This is a genomic window from Dyella sp. 2HG41-7, assembly GCF_021390675.1.
Classification (GTDB): domain Bacteria; phylum Pseudomonadota; class Gammaproteobacteria; order Xanthomonadales; family Rhodanobacteraceae; genus Dyella_B.
Map to the genome: position 1 here is coordinate 1752925 of NZ_JAJEJV010000004.1, position 19270 is coordinate 1772194.

The 19270-nt window shown below is 58.9% G+C and carries 17 protein-coding genes; 9 read left to right on the plus strand and 8 right to left on the minus strand.

Annotated features, from left to right (window positions below; all coding sequences use genetic code 11):
- The first annotated feature begins 11 nt into the window (after positions 1-11).
- The gene (locus L0U79_RS09185) at positions 12-1172 is read left to right on the plus strand and encodes a glutathionylspermidine synthase family protein (RefSeq protein WP_233841813.1); all 1161 of its coding nucleotides are present in this window, start codon (positions 12-14) and stop codon (positions 1170-1172) included.
- Between the two features lie 32 nt (positions 1173-1204).
- Here the strand turns inward: L0U79_RS09185 and L0U79_RS19295 are convergent, their stop codons facing one another.
- Together L0U79_RS19295 and L0U79_RS09195 are read right to left on the minus strand one after the other, a co-directional pair.
- Positions 1205-1882, minus strand: coding sequence for a restriction endonuclease (locus tag L0U79_RS19295; protein ID WP_233841815.1), 678 nt, complete (start codon positions 1880-1882; stop codon positions 1205-1207).
- A 295-nt stretch (positions 1883-2177) separates the two neighbouring features.
- Positions 2178-2681 carry a GNAT family N-acetyltransferase gene (locus L0U79_RS09195; protein ID WP_233841817.1) on the minus strand — a complete coding sequence of 168 codons (504 nt, stop codon included), beginning with the start codon at positions 2679-2681 and terminating at the stop codon, positions 2178-2180.
- Positions 2682-2847: 166 nt separating this feature from the next.
- Between L0U79_RS09195 and L0U79_RS09200 the strand changes: the two genes are divergently transcribed.
- Entirely contained in the window at positions 2848-3765 is a 918-nt protein-coding gene (locus L0U79_RS09200; RefSeq protein ID WP_233841819.1) for a prohibitin family protein, read from the plus strand.
- Positions 3766-3821: 56 nt separating this feature from the next.
- Here L0U79_RS09200 and L0U79_RS09205 read toward each other — a convergent pair whose 3' ends face one another.
- The 3 genes from L0U79_RS09205 to L0U79_RS09215 all read right to left on the minus strand — a co-directional run bounded on the left by L0U79_RS09205 (position 3822) and on the right by L0U79_RS09215 (position 7888).
- Positions 3822-5615 (minus strand): GGDEF domain-containing protein, encoded by a 1794-nt coding sequence (locus tag L0U79_RS09205; protein WP_233841821.1) that lies wholly within the window; start codon positions 5613-5615, stop codon positions 3822-3824.
- A gap of 128 nt (positions 5616-5743) precedes the next feature.
- Positions 5744-7534, minus strand: coding sequence for a GGDEF domain-containing protein (locus tag L0U79_RS09210; RefSeq protein ID WP_233841823.1), 1791 nt, complete (start codon positions 7532-7534; stop codon positions 5744-5746).
- Positions 7535-7588: 54 nt separating this feature from the next.
- On the minus strand, positions 7589-7888 hold the full coding sequence (locus tag L0U79_RS09215) for a hypothetical protein (RefSeq protein WP_233841825.1): 300 nt from the start codon (positions 7886-7888) through the stop codon (positions 7589-7591).
- A 356-nt stretch (positions 7889-8244) separates the two neighbouring features.
- Here L0U79_RS09215 and L0U79_RS09220 point away from each other — a divergent pair, with 356 nt between their 5' ends.
- The 5 genes from L0U79_RS09220 to L0U79_RS09240 all read left to right on the plus strand — a co-directional run bounded on the left by L0U79_RS09220 (position 8245) and on the right by L0U79_RS09240 (position 12465).
- A complete protein-coding gene (locus L0U79_RS09220) occupies positions 8245-8901 on the plus strand; it encodes a GIY-YIG nuclease family protein (protein WP_233841827.1) in 657 nt (218 codons plus the stop codon).
- A gap of 127 nt (positions 8902-9028) precedes the next feature.
- Positions 9029-9775, plus strand: a complete 747-nt coding sequence (locus L0U79_RS09225; RefSeq protein ID WP_233841829.1) for a glutathione S-transferase family protein — start codon at positions 9029-9031, stop codon at positions 9773-9775.
- Between the two features lie 233 nt (positions 9776-10008).
- On the plus strand, positions 10009-10326 hold the full coding sequence (locus tag L0U79_RS09230) for a hypothetical protein (protein ID WP_233841831.1): 318 nt from the start codon (positions 10009-10011) through the stop codon (positions 10324-10326).
- A 91-nt stretch (positions 10327-10417) separates the two neighbouring features.
- Positions 10418-11239: a creatininase family protein gene (locus tag L0U79_RS09235; RefSeq protein WP_233841833.1), complete on the plus strand. Its 822-nt coding sequence runs from the start codon at positions 10418-10420 to the stop codon at positions 11237-11239.
- 62 nt (positions 11240-11301) lie between these two features.
- Entirely contained in the window at positions 11302-12465 is a 1164-nt protein-coding gene (locus L0U79_RS09240) for a YncE family protein (RefSeq protein WP_233841835.1), read from the plus strand.
- A gap of 58 nt (positions 12466-12523) precedes the next feature.
- Here the strand turns inward: L0U79_RS09240 and fabV are convergent, their stop codons facing one another.
- From fabV to L0U79_RS09255, 3 genes are all read right to left on the minus strand, one after another.
- A complete protein-coding gene (gene fabV / locus L0U79_RS09245) occupies positions 12524-13729 on the minus strand; it encodes an enoyl-ACP reductase FabV (protein WP_233841836.1) in 1206 nt (401 codons plus the stop codon).
- Between the two features lie 82 nt (positions 13730-13811).
- Entirely contained in the window at positions 13812-15800 is a 1989-nt protein-coding gene (locus L0U79_RS09250; RefSeq protein ID WP_233841838.1) for a ferritin-like domain-containing protein, read from the minus strand.
- Positions 15801-15895: 95 nt separating this feature from the next.
- Positions 15896-16660, minus strand: coding sequence for an SDR family oxidoreductase (locus tag L0U79_RS09255; RefSeq protein WP_233841840.1), 765 nt, complete (start codon positions 16658-16660; stop codon positions 15896-15898).
- A gap of 123 nt (positions 16661-16783) precedes the next feature.
- On the opposite strand from L0U79_RS09255, the gene L0U79_RS09260 reads away from it, so the two are divergent.
- Positions 16784-17686 (plus strand): LysR family transcriptional regulator, encoded by a 903-nt coding sequence (locus tag L0U79_RS09260; protein WP_233841841.1) that lies wholly within the window; start codon positions 16784-16786, stop codon positions 17684-17686.
- 137 nt (positions 17687-17823) lie between these two features.
- On the plus strand, positions 17824-19254 hold the full coding sequence (locus L0U79_RS09265; RefSeq protein WP_233841843.1) for an alkaline phosphatase family protein: 1431 nt from the start codon (positions 17824-17826) through the stop codon (positions 19252-19254).
- Positions 19255-19270: the final 16 nt, after the last annotated feature.

The window sequence follows — 19270 nt, forward strand, 5'->3', positions numbered from 1 at the left end:
GCGCGCGACGCGTGAAACGCATTGCCGTGGAGCCGCGCGCCGATTGGCAGGTGACCGCCGCGCGATACGGCTTTCGTTTTCATTCCATCAACGGCGAGCCGTATTGGGATGAGTCCGCGTATTACGCCTTCACGCTTGAACAGATCGAGCGTGATATCGAAACGCCGACGGACGAGCTTCATCACCTTGCCATGTCGTTGATCGACGACATCGTCGCCAGCGAAGCGTTGATGACGAAGCTGTCCATTCCGGTGCGTTATTGGGATTGGATCGCCGATTCTTGGCGAAATCGGCAGCCGCATTTATACGGACGTATGGACCTGGTCTACGACGGTCGCGGTCCGGCCAAACTCTACGAGCTCAATTACGACACGCCGACGTCCGTCTACGAGGCCGCGTTTTTTCAGTGGATATGGCTGGAAGAACAGCAGCAACGCGGCGTGCTTGCCAAGCATGCCGATCAATACAACCAGCTCCAGGAATTGCTGATCTTGGCGTTCGCGGCGCTGGGAAAGTCGTTGCGCAAGCCTTTCTATTTCGCGGCCGTCCGCAACAGCCTGGAAGATCAAGGCACGATCGAATATTTGCGCGATTGCGCCGTGCAAGCGGGCGTGCGAGGCGACATGGTCGCTATCGAAGATATCGGTTTGTCGACCAAGGGAACGTTCACCGCTCTCGACAACAAAGTGATCGGTTCGCTTTTTAAACTGTATCCGCTCGAACATTTGTTCTCTGACACGTACGGTCCGTATCTGCCGAGTTCCGGCTTGCAGTTGATCGAGCCGCCATGGAAAGCGATCTTGAGCAACAAAGGGATTCTGCCGTTGCTATGGCAGCGCTACCCCGATCATCCGAACCTCTTGCCCGCATTTTTCGATGCTGAGCCAGATACACCGTTGCCGCCCGGTTGGGTGCGCAAGCCACTGCTTTCGCGCGAAGGTGCGAACGTGCACATGACATTGCCTGATGGCGAATCCATCAGCTCGCCTGGGCGATACACGAAGTGCCCCGTGATTCGGCAGGCGTTTCATCCACTGCCACGTTTCGAAGGCGGATATCCGTTGATCGGAAGCTGGGTTGTCGGCGATACGCCGGCGGGGATGGGCATTCGCGAAGATGCCACGCTGATTACTCGGGATACGTCGCGGTTCGTGCCGCACGCGATTATTTGATCGCTTAATGCGCAATCGGCGCGAGGGGATTATCAGGCGCGCTTGCGGGTTTCTACGGCGCGCGGCGTAATGGACTGCGATTCGCGCACCATGGCCAACAAGGCGTGGCCGGAAATCAGTTCGATCGGTTTGCCGGATACGAAGCGTTGCGCGTCGTCTGTGTAATGGCCGATCGCGACAATCTTCAAGGCGTCTGCGCGGTGATGCACCAGCAAGCCGTACATTTCGCGCACCAGGCGCACGTCCACCCACTTGGTTCGCCATCGTTTGCATTGCACGAGGGTCGTGGCCCCGTCTTTCTGAAGAATCAGATCGATGCCGCCATCGGCGCCGCTGAAACCGACTTCCTTCACTTTGTAGCCCTGGCGACGGAACGCCTCGCCGACCAGCGTTTCGAATTGACGCCAGTCCATAGCGCTCAAGCTGCCAAGCCCGCTTTGCGACGCGAGCAAGCGACGACGGCGGCGACTGTCGAGATAGGAAATGAGCGCGGCGAGCCAGCAGGCGATCAGCAACAACCAGGCGATCGGCGCGTAGGCGCCGTTGGTTACGGTGGTTCCCAGCGACTGGCCGATCGGGCCGCCGAAAGTTTCCATGCACCAGCCAAGGCCGTAACGCATGGCGACGTAGCCTGCCGCGCCAAGAGCTATGCCTGCTTGCCATGGGAACTTGGATACCATTTCGATGCCGGTGTCTTCGCGACGTCCCACCGCCCCCTCCTGAGCGTTTGATTGCTATTCGAACGACCGGGCGAGCGCGCGAGTTAGTGCGGCCTGCATGGTCTTAAAGTGGTAAGCAGGAAGCGCGCCAACGAATGGCCATTAAACCTTGCGTCGCGTGAGGGGGCTTTAACCTAGAGTGCATAGCGATAACGCGCGGAAGTGCTTGTTTTGAATGAGGCGGCAAGGAGCGCTAGGGAGCAAGCGAGCGCAGCACGGCGAACCGTTGAAATGCACCGACGTGACTCGCTACGTCACCTGACGCATTACGCAATGTCGCTTACGGTTACAGCGATCGCCGGTAGCGAAGTTCGTCGACGCTGACACCCCAGATCGTTTCAGTGCGAACGATGCCATCGGGCGCCCATCCGTCCGCGCGATAAAACCGTGCGGCGCGCGCATTGCCGACTAGCAGCCATAAGCGCGCGTAATGGTAGTCCAGCTCGATCAGCCGGTTGCGCGCAGCTGAGATCAGCGCGATGCCGATGCCTTGTCCCCACCGGTCGGGATCGACATAAAGCGCGCAAAGCTCGCCATCGTCGGTGGTATCGCTATCATGTGCCGGAGCGATCGTGGCAAAACCGCGCACGGCGTCGTCGTCGATCGCCACGATGGTTTTGGGGCGACGAGGATCGTCGTTGGCGAAGTCGTACCGCTGCGCGCGTTCTTCCGGGTGAAGATTCGCGAGGTATTCGTGGGGAAGCAGTTCCCGATAACCGGTTTGCCATGCGCGCACATGCACACGGGCTACGCCCAATGCGTCTTCCGGAGTGGCGGCTCTTAGCAGCATGCGGGCAGTCTGGCATGCCCGATCGCGATGCGCGATGCGGCGATACAGGCGGGCGGCGCCACCGGCGTAAAATCTTCGCAAACAAAATGGGGTGACCGTTGAAGTCACTCGAAAACGGAACAACCTTGCGCGAATATGTCGCCCACGTCAGGGAAAGGGGTTTTCCATGCTTAATCTGCCGCCCAAAGATCCGCGCGATCTTTTCGGTCGTTTCCGTATTGGTGGTTTGGTTGCTGTCGTAATTCTCGTCGTGTTGTTTCTCAACAGCATGTTCGTCGTATCGCCCAGCGAAGAAGTGGGAACGCGATGGATGGGCGGCACGCCCATGACGTCGGCGCCGTTGTCAACCGGCGTTCATTTCAGAGTGCCGTTTTTCGAAACGGTGGACCGGTTGCAGACGAGTCGTTCGGTTTATACGTTGAATGGTTTGGACGTTTACACCAACGACAATCAAAAGGTCACCATCGACGTCAGCCTGATTTACCAGATACCGAGTTCCTCGGTGATGAATCTGCTCTATCACGTGGGGCGCGCCGGCGCGGTGGATATCGAGGCGACCATTTTGCCGGTGGTGCGTGATCGCGCGCTGGCGGCGTTTGCGCAATACAACACGCTGACTATTTCCGATCAGCGAGCGCAGATCACGGCGCAGATGCGCAAGGACATCAGCGAAGCGTTGCAGCGATTGTTCGGCGTCAATGTCATCGACGTGCAGCTCGTTGGCATTCATTACTCACCGGTGTTCGATCAGTCGATCGAAGAAGCCGTTCGCGCCAAGAACCTGGCGGTGCAGGCCGAAAACACCGTGGCGCAAAAGCGCTACGAAGGCGAGCAGAAGACAGTGACGGCCAATGCCGAAGCGACCGCCGCCGTGGAACGCGCCAACGGCGAAGCGCAGGCGACGGTGCTGCAGGCGCAAGCGCAAGCGAAAGCCATCGAAACCGTGGGCCAGGCGCTGAAGAACAATCCCGAGTACAGCCATTTCTATGGCTTGCAGCACTGGAACGGCATCCTTCCCCAAGTGGTGGGGGCGGGTTCTATTCCGATGATCGATCTAAGCAAAGGACAGGACGCGGGCAAATAGTTTGCGTTATCGAGCGTACTCGCCGTCGGTGAGTACGCTCGATGTCGAATAAAAAACTACTTGGTCGGATTTGCGTTAGGCGATGCACCCATGGCGCCTTGTTCACTCGCGTCGCGGCGCACAGATGTAGCGCGAGGGCATTCGTTTACGCTGACGACGACGCGGTTTCTGCCTTCGCGCTTGGCACGATAGAGCGCGCTATCCGCTGCGATAAGCAAGCCGCGCAGGTCGTACCCGTAATCGGCCGTGCAGGCAATGCCGAAACTGGCGGAGACGGGCACGCGCTCCGTTTCATGATATTCGCTCGCCTGAATGGCCAGGCGAATCCCTTCCGCGCGTTCCAGCGCCTGGACCAAGGTCGCTTCCGCAAGCAGCACGCCGAATTCCTCGCCGCCGAGGCGACCGAATACATCGAAAGAATGCAGATGCTTGTGGCAAATCGCTACCGCGCGCTTGAGCACGTTGTCGCCGGAGGCGTGACCATACGCATCGTTGATGTTTTTGAAATGATCCAGATCGAACAAGACCAGGCAGGCGACGCGCTGAGACTTGCGCGCATAGCGCAGCGATTGCTCCGCCTCGGAGACAAAATGCTGGCGATTGAATATGCCGGTAAGGCCGTCCCGTCGTGCGAGCTGCATAAAGCGCAATTGGGAGCGCTTGAGGCGGTAGAGCCAGAACGCGATCGAAGCCAGTACGGTTAGCAGCAATGCAATGTAGAGACGGCTCGTAACCATCGCCTTGCGATCCAGCGACTGCTGCAATTGCAGAATCTGGTTTCGCCTGTCGAGCGCATCCAGTTCCGCTTTCTTGGCTTCCACTTGCTGCTTGACGATTTGATACGCGTAGGCTTTCTCGCGCAGATCGTCCAAATGACTGTTGTCGGCGAGGATATATTTTTCGTGATAGGCGATCGCTTCGCGCATGTCGCCTTTCTGCCGCGCGATCTGATAAAGCAATTGATAGGCTTTGATCAGCGGTTCGGAGAAACCGCTTTTTCCCGCCGTATCCACGGTTATCTGGGCAAACTTCTCGGCTTGCCGTCCGTCTCCCTGTCTCCAGTAAGCCTCGGCGAGCAGCGCCTGGAATTGCGATATAAGGTTCACGTACCCGACGTGCTGTACTTCCGCATAGTGATCCTGCAGCAAGGCGATGGCGTCTTCGACGTTGCCTTGTTGAAGATCGATCTTCGCCCGGTAGAGTTGGATGGTGTCGGCCGACAGCAGATCATGATCCGCTTGGCATTGGCTAACACCGTCGTTGACCTGCGGTATGAGCGTGCTGGTTTGCTTTCCGCTGCCGAATTCGGCAGCGAGTTTTACTTCGATGCCCAAACAGCGGTAATACCCCGCGCCTTTGGTGGTCAGAATCTGGTCGGCGTAGTTGCTGGCGAGGTCGTATTGGGCCGCTTCGGTCAATAATTGCGAGGCATCAAAGAGAATGCGCAGCCGCGTGCGTAAAACCGTGACGCGCGGCAATGCGTCCAGCGCCTGGTCGAGATACCTGAAAGCTTCCTCGTAGTGATGACCAATGCCGAGGACGTTGATCAGCGTGCCTCTGGCCTGTTCCTTCAAGTCGATGTCGGGCGCTTGCGCGATCACCAATTCGAGCATCGGTTTGGCTTTGTCGATCTGTCCGAGATAGCCCGACTGCCAGGCTTCCAGGTAACGCAGGTGCCATCGTTGCGCGTCCGAAAGACTCGCCTCTCGGCTTTCAATTTGAATCAACAACTTCGCGAAGGCTGCGTTATCGACCACCTCGATATCGTCGGCGCGAACGAAAAGCTGCGCCGTCTCTTCTTGCGCAGGTGTGCCGGCGCTTGCAGCGCGCAAAGCAAATCCAAGGAGCATGACTCCATAAGCCAAGGTTTTCCGCAGCTTGTTGCCGGTGATGCGCATTATGGGTTCGGAAAGTCGGCGGGCCTGTGATGGAGAGTGCGCACGTCGCAGGTTAGCGTGCCTGGCATGATGGAAGTGCGTTACTCGGTCGAGTCGGCGTACAGGGACGTGCCGACCATGGTCTCGCCGGCTGGGTGGATGGTGGGAGAAGCGCCGGCGTGTTCGTTGATGCTGACGACGACACGATTGCGTCCCTCGTTCTTGGCGCGATAGAGCGCGCCGTCCGCAGCGATGAACAGACGACGCAAGTCGTATCCATGGTGCGTCGTTGAGGCGATGCCGAAACTTCCGGAAACCGGCACGTATTCCGATCCGTCATCGGGCTTTGCCGCAATAGCCTGGCGAATCTGTTCTGCGCGTTCGAGCGCTTGAATCAGGGCGCATTCGGGCAGAAGTATGCCGAATTCTTCGCCGCCAATTCGGCCGAATACATCGCACGAATGCAGATACTTTTGACAGGTCGCAACCGTGCGCTTGAGCACCTGGTCGCCGGTGATATGGCCGAAGGTGTCGTTGATGCTTTTGAAGTGGTCCAGATCGATCAGGATAAGGCAAGCCACGCGCCCGGATTTGGCGGCATAGCGCAGCGACTGCTCGGCTTCGTCCACAAAATGCTGGCGGTTGAAAATGCCAGTAAGACCATCGCGTCGCGCCAGTCGCATAAAGCGCAACTGCGAACGTTTTAGACGGAACAACCAGAACACGACCGATGCGACGACGGTCAGCAGCAACACGATGTACAGGCGGCTCGTCACGACGGCTTTGTGATCGAGCGCTTGCTGCAACTGCAGGATCTGGTTTTTCTTGCCCATCTCGTCGAGCTCGATTTTCTTGGCTTCGACTTGCTGCTTGACGAACTGGTATGCCAGCGCTTTTTCGCGAATTTCGTCGAGACGTTCCTTGTCCGCCGTCATGAATTTTTCGTGGTAGGCGAGCGCTTCGCGTAGATCGCCGCGCTGGCGAGCGATTTGATAGAGCAATTGGTAAGCGGTCGCCAACGGTTCGGCGAACTGGTCTTTGAGAGAGAGTTCGACCGTCCTTATTGCATAGTCTTCCGCTTGCGCGGTTTCGTTCTTTTGCCAATAGGCCTCGGCGAGCAGCGCGTCGTATTCGGCTGTCAATTCAGGGTAGCGATAGCCGACGACATGGGAGTAGCTTTGTTCGAGCAACGTAATAGCGTCCTCAATGCGCCCCTGTCGAATGGATAGGCTTGCGATATCGCGGCGCGCAGCATCGGCAAAAAGATTCTCATCGAATTGGACGCATGCGCGAATGGCGTCTTGGGCATGCGAGTTCCATCCTTGCAAGTGTCCGCCGAGGAAATTGGCGTGCGATTTCAAATACATGCCGACGCATTGATTTCTGCCGCCGGGATAGTCGCGAATGATTTGGTCGGCATAACTGGCGGCCAAGTCGTATTGCCCAGCGCCCGCCAGCAATTGCGACGCTTCGCCAAGCAGATGAAAACGTGCCTGAATATCGGAGACCTTCGGCAGCTGGTCCAACGCCTGGTCCACACGCGTGTACGCATCCTCGTAGTTGTGTCCGTATCCAAGAATGTTGACCAATGCCGCGGACGCGTGCATCCGGACAGCTTCGTCAGGCGTATCGCGAATGATCGTTTCCAACATCGTCCGGGCTTTCGCGAATTCGCCCGAGTAGCCGGTTTGCCAGGCTTCGAGGTAGCGAAGCTGCCATTTTTGAATTGGCGACAGCGTCGCCACATTGGTGTCCAGGCGCGCCAGCAGCTCGACGAATGCGGCGTTGTCCGACGTCTTAATCGCGTCGGCGTGAGCGAGTGCGTCGGCTGGATTGTTATAGGCAGGCGCAGTAGCGAGCGCTCTTCCTGTGCATAACGACAGGAAGAGCAAAAGAACTCGCCATTGCGGATTCCGGCGTTTTTGGCCGGGAGCGCACATGATTGCTTACGCGCGAGAAAGCGATGAAGAAGCCAACGAGTGACGAACGCCACTCGGTTTTTCGTTGGGTTCTTCCTCTTCGTCCTCTTCTTCCTCTTCGTCGGGCGCTCCCGGGATCATGGTGCTCATCAATGTGGACGAATGCAGTAAGGCATATAAAGCCTCCGCATCCCGATTGATGATGGCCGAACGCACCGACTCGTCGATATTCTCTGCTTCCAGCGCGAGCTGGACGTCTTCCTGAGATGCGTTGAGCCACTGGGCATCGCTGCCCATTTTTTCTAGAAATTCAATCACGCTCAACATTCGAGCTTCCCCCTATTGGTGTTCGTGCAAATAACATCGCAGCCTTTAGCACTGCGACGAGATCATATCCTGGCAACATGGCGCAATAGGACTGCTGGCCTGTTTCGGATTGAGCTTTGCCACGGCTTTTGCCGACATTCGTCATGGTGAGCGTATTTATGCTTGCCTGTATGCCCCCGGCGGATACGGCATTCGGCGGATATTACGAGGTTGGCTTGCCGCTGGCGTTAAGGGGTGGCCCGACGACCTTATGAGGGGGCAGATGCTCCGACCGAATGCGGTTCAGGCAGCCATTTAGGTGAGAATTCCCTCAATGTGACGCTCGCGAGGGACTTGCGCAGAGACAATGTGACGTCGTGACCGCTCGTATTGACTATCCACATGCCTGGAACCAAGGGATTCGCTTGCAAGAACATGACCAACACGAGTTCTTCGATATCGCGCGCCTGGCGCATCGGGGACGAACGTTCGTTTACGTGCTGCCATGTTTTGGCGAGGATCTGACCAAAGTCGGCTTCACCCACGATCCCGTTCAGCGCTTCCGCAGCTTTCATCCACGCTTTTTCGCGCTGTTCGATCTGGAGCGCGGCATGCTGGTCCAGACTGGACGTTTGCGCGATGCGAGGCGTCTTGAGCGGTTGCTGATCGAACGCTGGCCGGAGCATCGCGCCTCGGCGCCTTTGCTGGTGTCGGAGGCGGCCGGCGGCCATACCGAATGGTTTCGCGGCATTGCGGGCGAGGTGGACGGGTTCGTGCGGCGCACGGTGGAGCGTTATGGTTACTCGCTACATGCGCCGTTGCGCGTCTGGCTTCATCGCCACTTTGCCGAGCGCGCGGACCAGCTTTACGAGTGGTCCTCTCGCATGTTGGACATGATCGCGTGGCAAGAGGCCAATCTGCCGCCCGAGTCTTGCGACCCACGCTATGCCGCTTCGATGAAAGACACGTTCGATGCGTGCCAAGCGGTAGGGATGGATCTTGCGCGATGGCTGCCGCCGCGCGCGATCGCCTAGTATGCAGCGATTTCCTGCGATGGCGCAACGCAACTTTTTACGTAAGGCTAGCGCCGGCTGCTGACATGACGTTGTCAGTAGAGGGGCAACAGGCTACGCCTACCTCTCTGTGTGTGGATCTAGGGACATGCCCACGTCGAATATCACGCTGTACGCCAGCCGCCCTGGTTTTGGCCTGCCAGATACCAGCCCGTTCGTCATCAAAACCGAAGTGCAGTTGAAGATGGCGGGTTTGTCGTATGCGCGGGAATCCACCATTCCTCCACAGGCGCCCAAGGGCAAAGTGCCGTATATCGAGGACGAGGGCGTTGTGGTTCCCGATTCCACGTTTATTCGCGCACATATCGAACGCAAATACGGTGTCGATCTGGACGAAGGTTTGACGGCGCAGCAGCGCGCCGAATCGTGGACGATCGAGCGCTTGCTTGAAGACCACCTGTATTTCGCGATGGTGTGGTTTCGCTGGATCGTGCCGGAGAACTTCGCCAAAGGGCCGGCACGATTTGCCGATTTCGCCCCGCAAGCCGAGCGCGAGGCCTTGCGTCGCCAGATGCAGGCGCGCAAAGACGGCGAATTGCGCGGTCACGGCATCGGCCGGCACTCGGCCGCGGAAATCGCGGTGCTCGGCGTGCGTTCAATCGACGCCGTTAGCACGCTGCTCGGCGAAAAGCCGTATTTGATGGGCGATCGGCCGAGCGCCGTCGATGCGATGGCATTCGGTGTGCTTGCGGCGATCCTTACACCTTTCTTCGATACGCCGCTGCGCGATGCGGTGGTTGGGCGCGCCAACTTGGTCACGTATGTGGAACGAATGATGCAAAGGTTTTATCCCGAACATGCGTGGGAGCCGGTGCGGCAGCCCGAAGTCGCGTAAAAAACGACCGGTTGGCGAAACCCTATGCCGGAATTCCGTACGTTTGTACGTGCCGGATTCCGGCTTTCCGGGTTGAGTCATGCGCCGCGTGTCAAACTTCTTTCGCGCGGGGCACAAGGCGTTCACAAAATCCGCAAAAATCGTTTGCGGGGCGTAAACATTCCGAAGACAGAGCAGTACATACCTTGGTGCTAGGCTTTTAACCGTGCCCGCAAACCACCAAGGAGCCGTCTATGGAAGTCAGCTTCAACAATTGGGGTGAGGCCGTCGCGTTCCTTTCCGAGCGTACCGATATCGCGCTTGAAGGTTTGATGACATTGAGTGCGCAACAAATGGTGGACCAACAGGTTATCGCCGCGTTGCTGTCCTCCCATTCCCATTTGAGAACGGCAGCTGACATGTGGCGGCAGATGGCGTCTGCCACCTTACCGATGACGCACGTGCGCAGCTTGCAGAACGATCAACCGGAATCCGTGCGCGAGGCGTATTCGGAGCGCATGGCCTATTGGGAGGAAATATTCCGCCGGGCCATTCCCCAAGAGAGCGAATGAGGCAAAACGCGGGCAAATGATGGTCGGGTGATGCGAACGCGAAGATGGCGTGCAACCATATGCCGCCATCTTTCTCCCTATCGCCTAGCCCATGATGATGCGCCACGCCTACCGACGTTTTATCGCGGCCGCCGTTTTGGTTATCGCCGCGCAGACGGCATTTGCGCAAACGCCCCAAACGGCGCAATTGCAAAATTACACGTGGACGGAATTGCGCGATCAGATTCGCGCCGGCAAAACCACGGTGATCATTCCCATCGGCGGTACCGAGCAGAGCGGGCCTTACATCGCCGTGGGCAAGCACAATGTGCGCGCTGAAGTTCTCGCCGAAAAAATTGCGGAGAAACTTGGCAACGCATTGGTCGCGCCGGTCGTGTCGTATGTGCCCGAAGGCGGTTACGCGCCGCCGACCTCGCATATGCGCTTTCCCGGCACGATCACCATTCCCGACGACGTGTTCGAAAAACTGCTGGAGTCGGCGGCCAACAGTTTCGCCGTACACGGGTTTCGCAACATCGTGTTTCTGGGCGATCACGGCGGTTACCAGAAAGATTTGAAGCTGGTGGTGGCGCACCTCAACAAAACCTGGGCCGGCAAAAATGCCAAAGCGATTCTGCCGCCGGAGTACTACGGCACAGAATCGGATGGCTATGCGCAGATCCTGCGTCAGCATGGTATTCGCGATGACGAAATCGGCACGCATGCAGGCGTGGCCGATACATCGTTGCAACTGGCTGTTGCACCGCAGATGGTGCGCTTGAATCAGCTGCGCAATGCGGCCAAGCCCAGCGAGGCCGACGGCGTATACGGCGGCGATCCGCGGCGTTCATCGGCGGAGCTTGGGCAGATCGGCGTGGATGCTATAGTTTCGCGCACTGTCGACGCCATCCGGAAAGAAACTGCGGGGCGTTGATCGAACCGTTGGAACAGATCGTTTTTCTTTTAAACCTTCAACTATAAATACGGGAATTTGCCGTGAAATGTGATCGTTTTGGGCGTCTTGCCTTGCGTGCCGGCGTGGTGCTGGCCGGATTCTGCATTACCGCTGCCGCCGTCGCGCAAACGGTGCAGACCGTTCCCGGTATGCCGCCGGTATCCAACGCGAACGACATGTACAGCAATGCGGGTGCGAACATGTTCAGCCCGGCGGTGGCCGGTGCGTTGCAGCGCATCTACGTACCCAATCTTCGCTCCGACGATGTGTATGTGATCGATCCGACCACGTTCAAAGTGGTCGACAAATTTCCGGTCGGTCGTAGCCCGCAGCACGTGGTGCCGTCGTGGGATCTGAAAACGCTGTGGGTCACCAATAATGCCGAAGGTCGCAAAGATGGCAGCCTTACGCCGATCGATCCGATGACCGGCAAGCCGGGCAACGCCGATCCGGTCGACGATCCGTACAACATGTACTTCACGCCGGACGGTAAAGAAGCCATTGTGGTCGCCGAAGCGTTCGCGCGTTTGGACTTCCGCGATCCGCATACCATGGCGTTGAAGTCCCGTCTGTCGGCGCCGGAATGTAAAGGCATCAACCACGCGGATTTCTCGATCGACGGCAAGTACGCCATCTTTACCTGCGAGTTCACCGGCAAGCTGGTGAAGATCGATATGCTGAATCGCAAAGTGATGGGCTATTTGGCGCTGAGCAAGCGCGGCATGCCGCAAGACATTCGTGTGTCGCCGGATGGCAAGGTGTTTTACGTGGCCGACATGATGGCCGACGGCGTTTACTTGATCGACGGCGATAGCTTCAAGCAGATCGGCTTCCTTAAGACGGGCGTGGGTACGCACGGTTTGTATCCGAGCCGCGACGCCACCAAGTTGTATGTCGCCAATCGCGGTTCGAACAAAGTGCACGGCCCGCGTAATGGTCCGGGCAGCGTGTCGGTGATCGATTTCGCAACGCGCAAAGTGGTCGCCAATTGGCCGATTCCAGGCGGCGGCAGCCCCGATATGGGCAATGTCACAGCGGACGGTAAATGGTTGTGGCTGTCGGGTCGATTTGACGACGTGGTGTACGCGTTCGATACGGCGACCGGCAAGGTGAAGATCATCAAGGTCGGCATGGAGCCGCACGGTTTGGCCGTTTGGCCGCAGCCGGGGCGCTTCTCGCTCGGCCACACCGGCATCATGCGGTGATGCAAATAAAAACGGCGCCGCGAGGCGCCGTTTTTATTATCTGTTCGGTGCTGAGCGATCAGAGCTGCACGACGTCGAAACTCACATCCGGATTCACATCGGCGTTGTAGTCGACATCTTTGCGATCGAATCCGAACAAACGCAGAAACTCCTGCTTGTAGCCGGCGTAATCGGTCAGCTCCCACAGATTGTCCGTGGTGACTTGCGGCCACAGCGCCTTGCACGCCTGCTGCACGTCGTCGCGCAATTCCCAATCGTCGAGACGCAAACGGCCTTCCTCGTCGGTGGTCGGTGGCGTGCCGTCGTTGCGATAGAGGAAGTCGTGGAACAGACGATTGGCCTGTTCGATGGTGCCTTCGTGCAGGCCTTTTTCCTTCATGATGCGGAACGCCATGGAGACGTACAGCGGAATCACCGGAATGGCTGAGCTGGCTTGCGTCACCACGGATTTCATCACGCCCACGTACGCATGCAAACCTTGCGCGGCGTAATGCTGATTGAGTTCCTGCGCGGTGTTGTCCAGATGCTGTTTGGCTTGACCAATCGTGCCGTGCCAGTAGATCGGCCAGGTGATTTCCGTGCCCACGTAGCTGTACGCGACGGTGGCTGCATTTTGCGCCAGCACCCCGGCCTTGCTTAGCGCATCGATCCACAGCGCCCAGTCTTCGCCGCCCATGACAGCGACGGTGTCTTTGATTTCCTGATCGTTGGCCGGCTCAACAGTCACCTGCACCACGGAGTCTTTGTTGGTATCCACCGACGATGCGGTGAACGGCTGGCCGATGGTCTTCAACGTGGAACGCACCACTTCGCCAGTATCGGGCATCTTGCGCACGGGCGAGGCGAGCGAATAGATCACCAGATCGATCGGGCCGCCCATTTCGTTTTTGATGATGTCGATGGCGCGTGCGCGCGTTTCGTTGGAGAACGCGTCGCCATTGATCGAGCGCGAATACAGACCAGCCTGCTTGGCTAGCTTGTCGAACGCGGCGGAGTTGTACCAGCCGGCCGTGCCGGGCTTGGCTTCGCTGGAGGGCTTCTCGAAGAACACGCCCAGCGTCGCGGCGCCGTAGCCGAAGGCGGCCGTCACGCGCGTCGCCAGCCCGTAGCCCGTGGATGCGCCGATCACCAGCACGCGCTTGGGCCCAGACGCGGACGTGCCTTTGGCCTGGGTGACGCCGATCTGATCGATCACGTTTTTCTCGCAGCCGACCGGATGCGCCGTGATGCAGATAAAACCGCGAACCTTGGGATGGATGATCACGCAGAACCCTCACGTCGAAACAAAGACGCCATTCTAAACGGCTAGAGGGACCATGCGCTTCCGCAGGGAGCGAATCGCCAAGTTAGGTCCCGTCGGCGATAAACCCGACCTTGGCGTGGCTCCCGTCGCAAAACGGCTTGTTTTGGCTGTGCCCGCAGCGGCACAGGTAGGCGCTGGTAACCCGCGCCACCATGCGGCCGGTGCCGCTGATGATCTCCAGATTGCCGCGCACGCGCAGTGGCCCATTGAGCTGCGGGTCGACCTGTAGTGGGCCGTCGCGCACGGCCAGGGCATCGATGGCGGTTCCGGTCGGTGGCTCGCCGCTGGCGTCGAAGCCGATGTCGTGATGGGAGCTGTCGCAGAACGGCTTGTTCTTCGACGCGCCGCAGCGGCACAGCGTGGCGCGGAATCCGATGGGCTTGCCGTTGAGGCGCAGATCGCCGCGGAAGGCGTACGGGCCCGCTTCGCGCGTCGAGGCGAGATTGACCGGCGGCGTGGGCTCGTCAGCATGCCCGTCGCGACGCGCGTAGCGAATTGCGCCCGATGGGCAGGCGTGCGCGATCTCGACCAATCGATCGACCTCCATCGCGTCGGGAAATATCCACGCGCCTTGCACGTTGGCGAGGAAGACCTTCGGCGCGCCAGTCACGCAAAAGCGCGCGTGAATGCAGCGCTTGGTTTCGAACATCAACGTGAGCTTTTCGCCTTCGACGACTTCGACGCCGTCTTGCACGGAAGAGGGCGGCGCCGCTGCGGTTGCTGCGGCTGTCGTGGCGACAGGCGCGGCGGGCGCGGCGGCCCACGGTGCAGGCCGAGAGAGATCGAACTCTTGGTCCGCACGCTGTTGAAGACTGGAAAGTATCGACGCCGCAGCCTTCGTGCGCGGATCGCCCGATTCGCTCAAACGCACCGCCGCTTCCGCCAACTGCTGCAGACGTTCGCGGAAAAAGCGTCGCGCGCCAGGCCCGGGTGGAAGCGCCGCCGTGTCGCGCAAGGTGATAAACGAAACGCCGGCATGACAATCCGGATTCGACGGTCCGGCCGGCAATCGCGCGGCGCGCTCGGCCAAGGGCGATAGCGCATGCATCAAGCCAATCGCCAAATCGAGCGAAAGCATTTTGTCCGGATCCGATGTCGGCACCGCATACGTGTATGCGAGCAAGCGCTGCATCAAACCGTAAGCGCTGTTGGCCAGATCCACCGTCGCGATGGCGTCGGGATCTTCCAGCCACACGCGGCCTTCGGGACGTGGCGGTCGACGCAGCACCGGATTGGTTGCGGCGGGAAAAGCCGGCCTGAACGACGGATCGGCAGCAAGCAGCGCCTGGTATTCCGAACGTATTGCCGCGAAACGCTGGTAGTGCGAATTTTCTGTGTTTTCCTGCGCGCCTTCGCCCTGCGTGATGATGGATTCGAACGCGGCCAGCGCAGTCTTCAGGCAAATCACTTTGTGTGCGCCGGGCAGCGACACTTCCGCGCTCGACAACTGCAACGCCGCGTTGCCGCACATCGCGCCATCTTCGCCGTGCGCTTCGACCAGTAAGCGCAAACCATTGCCGAGCGTTTGATAGAACTCGCCGACGGTGTCGTAATTCAAGCCCATCGGCGTGAGACGTGGGCCACTCGCGCCGCGTACGAATTGACGCTCGGGTTCGAAGCCTGCGCCATCGGGTTCGGAGGAGTCGGCGGGGCGCTCCAAAAAAATGAAGTGCTGCAACGTCGCCATATTGAACGGCGCGAGTTTCACCACCACGCCCGCAGGCAAATAGCCAGGATCCAGCGGAAAATTGGAGCGTCCCACGCGTGGCGCGCCGCCTAATGCGACGGTGATGTTCCACACCGACATCAGGTGACCCATCTCTTCGATCGCCACCTGCAGAATGCTGCGCTTCCAACGCGTGATCGCTTCGAGCTGCTCCGCTGTGACGCCTTCTTCCACCGACGATTTCAACGAAAACGCCGCATAGAGATAGGTGCACATCAAGCAATGTTCGAGTTCCGCAGCCTCATACAGCGCATGCAGCGCTTGTTCGCGACTGGGAACGGGATGGTTGGGGCTATACCGGACCACGACTCTCTCCCTATTGTCGAAGAAGAGAAGGTACACCCATATGCACATGTCTTCCTCTCCCAGAAGTGAGAGGAAGATATGCTGGTTTGTTACGTTCAGATGAACATGCCGCCGGATGCTTCGATACGCTGCGCGTTGATCCAGCCGCTGTCTTTGGACAACAACATGGCGATGGCGCCTCCGACATCGTCCGGCAAACCCACGCGTCCCAGTGCGGTTTGCGAAGCGACGAAGGCATTCACATCCGCGTTGTCGCGCACCACGCCGCCGCCGAAATCGGTCTCGATGGCGCCCGGCGCAAGCGTGTTGACGGCAATGCGGCGCGGGCCGAGTTCCTTGGCGAGATAACGCGTCAGTACTTCAATCGCGCCCTTCATCGCTGCGTACGCTGCGTAGCCGGGCAGGGCGAAGCGCGCCAGGCCGCTGGAGATGTTCACGATGCGTCCGCCATCGGCGATCAACGGCAGCAAGGTTTGTGTGAGAAAGAACGCGCCCTTGAGATGGATGTTCACCAATTCGTCGAATTGCGCTTCGGTGGTCTCCGCAAAGTTGGCGTGCACGCCGATGCCCGCGTTGTTGACCAGATAGTCGAAGCGGTCGCGCTGCCAATGGTTCTTCAATACGGAACGCAACTGGTCGGCGAACGCGGCGAAGGTGGAAGCCTTGCCGACGTCGAGCTGCAAAGCGGCCGCGCGACGGCCCTGTTTCGTGATGGCTTCGACCACGGCCTCTGCTTCGGCCTTATTGGAGCGGTAGGTCAGCACCACGTCGTTGCCGTGTTCGGCCAGCTTCAGGGCCATGCTCCTGCCCAGACCGCGGCTGCCGCCGGTAATCAGGGCGATAGGGGTCGTCGTGCTCATGGGTGTCTCCTCAGTGCAGGGAATGGGAACCAACGGCGCTCAGGATATTGGTCTGTACTTGCCGCATAAATCGTCCGATCATGAGTTATGTGTTCATAAAATCCGAATAATCGAGGGCGGACGATGAATCAGATCGAAGCCATGCATACCTTCGTACGGGTTGCGGAACTGGCCAGCTTCACCAAGGCTGCCGACAGCCTGGGGCTGCCGAAGGCCAGCGCGTCCACGGCCGTCCAGCAGCTGGAGGCGCAGCTCGGCACACAGTTGCTGCATCGAACCACACGCAGCGTACAGATGACGCACGACGGCCAGCGTTTCTACGAACGCTGCAAAGACGTGCTGGCGGATCTGGATGAGTTGAACAGCATGTTCCAGCAAGCGCCGCAGGCGTTGAGCGGTCGTGTGCGCGTGGATATGAACACCGGCATGGCTCGGCATGTCGTGCCGCATTTGCCGCAGTTCTTGCGTGAGCATCCGCACATTCAAATCGAATTGAGCAGCTCGGATCGCCGCGTGGATGTCGTGGCGGAAGGTTTCGATTGCGTGGTGCGCGTCGGCACGCTAGCCGACTCCAGCTTGATCGTGCGTCCGCTTGGGCAGTTCCGCATCGTCAATTGCGCGAGCCCCGCGTATCTGCAGCAACACGGCATGCCGCAGACGTTGGAGGATCTCGCCGATCATCAGTTGATCCATTACGTATCGACGCTCGGGCAGCGTCCAGCGGGCTTCGAATATATGGAAGGTTCCGAATGCCGTTACGCGCCCATGCAAGGCGTGCTCACCGTCAATAGCGTGGAAGCGTACGAAGCGGGGTGCGTTGCGGGACTAGGCATCATCCAGGTGCCGCGTTCAGGCGTTTTGCATTTGATTCAAGCGGGACGCTTGGTGGAAGTGTTGCCGCAGTATCGTGCGGAACCCATGCCTGCTTCGCTGCTTTACGCGCGGCGACGCAATCTATCGGCACGCGTGCAGGTTTTCATGACGTGGCTGGCGAGTCATCTCGCGCCGTATTTGGATGCTCCCTGAACAACGCGACGCCATTGCGAAAAACTGTCATGAGGATTCCTTAAGGTAGAAATCGCCATTCGCGTGTAGACGAACACGTCAGCTGAATGTTCGATATGGCGCAATGGCGCATTCCTCCCTACTCGAGGCCGCCCGTTATGCCGACTTCCAGCAACTCGCTCTCTGCGATCAACCACATTGTCGTGTTGATGCTGGAGAACCGCTCCTTTGATCACATGCTGGGTTTTCTCTACACCGACGCAGGCAATGTGTCGCCCACGGGGCAGCCGTTCGAAGGGTTGACCGGCAAAGAATCGAACATGGGCACGAACAACGCGCCCGTGCCGGTTTATAAAATTCAAGCCGGCACCACTAGCACGTATTTCATGCCTGGCGCCGATCCCGGCGAAGGCTACACCGCGACCAATGCGCAATTGTTTGGCAGCAACACCGCGCCGACACCGCCCGTCGCCACCAATCAGGGTTTTATCAGCAATTTTGCGTACACCTTGAGTTGGGAATCGAAAGACAAGAGCTATTCGATTCTGCCGGGAACCGTCGCCAACGACATCATGGGCATGCATACGCCGGAAACGCTGCCCGTGCTCAGCGCGCTGGCGCGCGGTTTTGCGGTGTGCGATCACTGGTTCGGCTCGGCGCCTACTGAAACCTTGCCCAATCGCGCGTTCGTCAATGCAGGAACGTCGCAAGGTCATATGGACGACAAGACAAAAACGTTCACCGCGCCGAGTATTTATGGCGCGCTCGGCAAACAGAACGTCAGCTGGAAAATCTACGGTTACGACGTCGATCCGCTAACGCGTCATACGTTTACCGATATCACCAATTTGGCGGATACGTATTTCGGCGAGTTCAAAGATTTCCAGGCCGACGCCGCGAACGGTACGTTGCCGTCATTCTCATTTCTGGAGCCGAGCTGGGGTTCGAAAGGCAACAGCCAGCATCCCAACTACGACGTGTCGCTTGGCGAACAATTTATCCACGACGTCTACTACGCGTTACGCAACGGCCCGCAGTGGAATCAAACGTTATTGATCGTGACGTACGACGAGCATGGCGGTTGCTACGACCACGTTCCGCCGCCGACCAACGCCGTGCCGCCCGATAGCACCGCCGGGGAATTTGGATTCGATTTCACGCGCTTCGGACCGCGTGTGCCGACGTTGCTGATCTCTCCGCTGATTCCGGCGGGTTCGGTCGTACGCGCATCCGGATCTACGCCCTTCGATCACACCTCGATCTTGAAAACGGTGGAGTTGCGCTGGGGCATTCCGGCCTTGACCGCGCGCGATGCCGCGGCGCCCGATGTGGGTGCTGCGTTGAGTCTCACGACGCCTCGTACCGACGATCCGCTGTCAGGCGTGGTTGTGCCGCAATCGAAAGGCATCAATCCTTCCGCCAACAAGCCGTCGCATTTGCAAGAGGTTTATGCGGATCTGGTTTCGCGCTTGCCGGTGCCCGATGCCGCGGACGGTACGCATCGTCCGGAGCCGCAGCTCGTCACCGATTACGACTATGATCGGTACATCAAGGAGCGGTTGGCGGCGTGGAAGGCGAGTCGTAAATAACGGCGCGTTGCACGCT

Excerpts from the sequence above, each read along its gene's own strand:
- L0U79_RS09225 (WP_233841829.1), top strand. The coding sequence starts at position 9,029 with ATGCCCACGTCGAATATCACGCTGTACGCCAGCCGCCCTGGTTTTGGC.
- L0U79_RS09235 (WP_233841833.1), top strand. The coding sequence starts at position 10,418 with ATGATGATGCGCCACGCCTACCGACGTTTTATCGCGGCCGCCGTTTTG.
- L0U79_RS09215 (WP_233841825.1), bottom strand. The coding sequence starts at position 7,888 with ATGTTGAGCGTGATTGAATTTCTAGAAAAAATGGGCAGCGATGCCCAG.
- L0U79_RS09205 (WP_233841821.1), bottom strand. The coding sequence starts at position 5,615 with ATGCTCCTTGGATTTGCTTTGCGCGCTGCAAGCGCCGGCACACCTGCG.
- L0U79_RS09260 (WP_233841841.1), top strand. The coding sequence starts at position 16,784 with ATGAATCAGATCGAAGCCATGCATACCTTCGTACGGGTTGCGGAACTG.
- L0U79_RS09265 (WP_233841843.1), top strand. The coding sequence starts at position 17,824 with ATGCCGACTTCCAGCAACTCGCTCTCTGCGATCAACCACATTGTCGTG.
- L0U79_RS09195 (WP_233841817.1), bottom strand. The coding sequence starts at position 2,681 with ATGCTGCTAAGAGCCGCCACTCCGGAAGACGCATTGGGCGTAGCCCGT.
- L0U79_RS09255 (WP_233841840.1), bottom strand. The coding sequence starts at position 16,660 with ATGAGCACGACGACCCCTATCGCCCTGATTACCGGCGGCAGCCGCGGT.
- L0U79_RS09200 (WP_233841819.1), top strand. The coding sequence starts at position 2,848 with ATGCTTAATCTGCCGCCCAAAGATCCGCGCGATCTTTTCGGTCGTTTC.
- L0U79_RS09230 (WP_233841831.1), top strand. The coding sequence starts at position 10,009 with ATGGAAGTCAGCTTCAACAATTGGGGTGAGGCCGTCGCGTTCCTTTCC.